Source organism: Bacteroides sp. 2_2_4, from assembly GCF_000157055.1.
GTDB lineage: Bacteria > Bacteroidota > Bacteroidia > Bacteroidales > Bacteroidaceae > Bacteroides > Bacteroides ovatus.
This window is the reverse complement of sequence record NZ_EQ973393.1, coordinates 1-1741: the sequence shown is the minus strand read 5'-3', so window position 1 is coordinate 1741 and position 1741 is coordinate 1. Positions and strand designations below refer to the sequence as shown.

1 protein-coding gene and 1 pseudogene are annotated in these 1741 nt (G+C 44.2%); both read left to right on the top strand.

Annotation, left to right across the window (positions count from 1 at the left end; all coding sequences use genetic code 11):
- On the top strand, positions 1-455 hold a 455-nt coding region (locus BSCG_RS00140), incomplete at its 5' end, for an MFS transporter (RefSeq protein ID WP_032849925.1).
- Positions 456-586: 131 nt separating this feature from the next.
- Positions 587-1741: pseudogene (locus BSCG_RS00145) on the top strand (AGE family epimerase/isomerase); the annotation flags it as partial.

Here is a 1741-nt window from a genome sequence, read left to right as displayed (position 1 = left end):
TTCTGGCTCTTGTCATCATTGATAAGGTAGGCCGCAAGAAACTTGTTTATTACGGAGTTTCGGGAATGGTTGTTTCTCTGATTCTCATCGGCCTGTATTTCCTCTTCGGAGATTCCTTGGGAGTATCCAGCCTCTTCCTGCTTGTTTTCTTCCTGTTCTATGTATTCTGCTGTGCCGTATCTATCTGTGCCGTGGTGTTCGTACTTCTCTCGGAGATGTATCCCACCAAGGTTCGCGGACTGGCCATGTCGATAGCAGGATTCGCTCTGTGGATCGGAACGTACCTGATCGGACAGTTAACCCCCTGGATGCTCCAGAACCTTACCCCCGCCGGAACATTCTTCCTGTTCGCCCTCATGTGCGTGCCGTATATGCTGATTGTCTGGAAACTCGTGCCGGAGACTACAGGGAAGTCGCTGGAAGAGATTGAAAGATATTGGACCCGTTCGGAATAAATATAAAACAGACCTTAATAACAATAAACTAACATCTTATAAATATGGATAGTAAGAACAACATTGGTCATTCAGCAGACATCTCTTTCACTGCTGAATTGCCCATACCAATCTATAATGGAAATAATAGTATGGATTTCGAGAAACTGGCAAGTCTGTACAAGAATGAACTTCTGGACAGTGTCCTCCCTTTCTGGCTTGAACACTCCCAAGACACGAGTATGGTGGTTATTTCACCTGTCTGGACCGTGAAGGAAAAGTGTTCGATACGGATAAGTTCATCTGGCTGCAATGTCGTGAGGTGTGGATGTTCTCCATGCTTTACAATAAAGTGGAAAAACGCAAGGAATGGCTGGATTGTGCCGTTCAAGGTGGTGAATTTCTAAAAAAATACGGACATGATAGTTACTATAACTGGTATTTTTCCCTTGATCGTTCGGGTAGACCATTGGTAGAACCGTATAATATATTCTCGTATACATTCGCCACCATGGCTTTCGGACAGTTGAGCCTTGCAACCGGTAATCAGGAATATGCGGACATTGCCAAGAAAACTTTCGACATAATCCTTTCCAAAGTGGATAATCCGAAAGGGAGATGGAATAAGCTTCATCCGGGTACCCGTAATCTGAAGAACTTTGCCTTGCCAATGATCCTCTGTAACTTGGCACTGGAGATAGAGCATTTATTGGATGAAATGTATCTGCGGGAAACAATGGATACTTGTATCCATGAAGTGATGGAAGTTTTCTATCGTCCTGAACTCGGAGGTATCATTGTTGAAAANGTGGACATAGACGGTAATTTGGTCGATTGTTTTGAAGGCCGTCAGGTGACCCCGGGACATGCCATTGAAGCGATGTGGTTTATCATGGATCTAGGCAAGCGTCTGAATCGTCCGGAATTGATAGAGAAAGCCAAAGAGACTACTCTCACGATGCTTAATTATGGCTGGGACAAGCAATATGGAGGTATCTACTATTTTATGGATCGTAACGGTTGTCCTCCCCAACAATTGGAGTGGGACCAGAAACTCTGGTGGGTCCATATCGAAACGCTTATTTCCCTGCTGAAAGGCTATCAATTGACGGGAGACAAAAAATGCTTGGAATGGTTTGAAAAGGTACATGACTACACTTGGGAGCATTTCAAGGATAAAGAATATCCTGAATGGTATGGCTACTTGAACCGAAGAGGCGAAGTATTGCTACCACTCAAAGGAGGAAAATGGAAAGGATGCTTCCATGTGCCAAGAGGACTGTATCAGTGCTGGAAAACATTAGAAG